Source organism: Streptomyces sp. CA189, from assembly GCF_056428985.1.
This window is the reverse complement of sequence record NZ_JBWJVM010000184.1, coordinates 1-1284: the sequence shown is the minus strand read 5'-3', so window position 1 is coordinate 1284 and position 1284 is coordinate 1. Positions and strand designations below refer to the sequence as shown.

Annotated in this window: 1 pseudogene; it reads left to right on the top strand. The window is 67.4% G+C overall.

Annotated elements, in window-relative coordinates:
* Positions 1-523, top strand: a pseudogene (locus AC061S_RS44425) (ISAzo13 family transposase); the annotation flags it as partial.
* Between the last annotated feature and the right edge of the window lie 761 nt (positions 524-1284).

The window sequence follows — 1284 nt, the reverse complement described above, 5'->3', positions numbered from 1 at the left end:
GCTGCTGATCACCGCCGATGCCGGCGGCTCGAACAGCTACCGGTTCCGGATGTGGAAGTCCGAGCTGGCCGTCCTGGCGGCCGATACCGGACTGTCCATCACGGTCTGCCACTTCCCTCCAGGAACCTCGAAGTGGAACAAGATCGAACACCGGTTGTTCTCCCACATCACGATGAACTGGCGCGGCAGGCCGCTAACCAGCCACGAAGTAGTGGTGAACAGCATCGCCGCCACCCGCACCCGGACCGGGTTGCGCGTCGAGTCCGCCCTGGACAGCAACCCCTATCCGACCGGCGTGACCGTCAGCCGGGAGCACGTGGCCGCGCTCCCGATCGAACCTCACACCACGCACGGAGTGTGGAACTACACCATTCACCCCGCCGACGGCGCCGCGGCCGCGACGCTCATCCGCGCCGACGACCAGGTGATCGCCAGGCAGCAGGCCCTGGCCCTGCTGGCTGACCCCCTCGTCACCGGGATGAGCGCACAAGAGTTCGCGGACCTGGCGACCCAACTGGCTCCCGCCCAGGCGGCTTCCAAGGAACGGCGCAACTACCTGCGACGCGGCGGAATGCGACGCCGCCCACCCAGCACCTACGGCCGGCCCCTGCTCACCGACGCCGAGCGCGTCCTGGTCACCGTCGCCTTCCTACGGAAGGTCTGCCTGCAGAAATGCCTCGTTGAACTACTGGGCATCAGCGGCGTCTCGATCAGCCACATCATTTCCGACACCAGGCTCCTGATGGCCAACAACAAGATCACCTTCACGCCGGACACGCCCTGCTTCTCCCATGCCCAGGACTTCCGGACCTGGCTCGCGCTCCAGCAGGCCCAGGAGGGCCGGACCACCATCGCGGACGTGCTGGCGGACCCAGCCCTGACCGGCATGCCCCGCGCAAACCTGCAGGCGATGGCCCAGCATCTGGCCGTCCCCTACGCGGCCAGACTCGAGGAACGCTGGCATCGTCAGCGCGGCGAACGCGACCGCATCCATGAGGCCAGCGGTGTCGGTGTCTTCCGGCAGAAGATCTGTGATGCCGACCGGTTCCTCGTCGCTGTGCTCTACCAGCGAGGTCTCTGCGGGCGGCAGGTGCTGGCCGACCTCTTCGGCGTCACCCGCGGCACCATCCGCACCATCAGCGAGGACGTGCTTCCCCTGCTCGAAAAGCACGGCTACAGCGTCCAGCCCGCCGGAATGCGCTTCACGACCGCCACCGCGATGCTCAACGCCGTCGCCCCGCCCGATGCCCCGGCGACACCCGCACCTTGATTCTTTACGGCTTC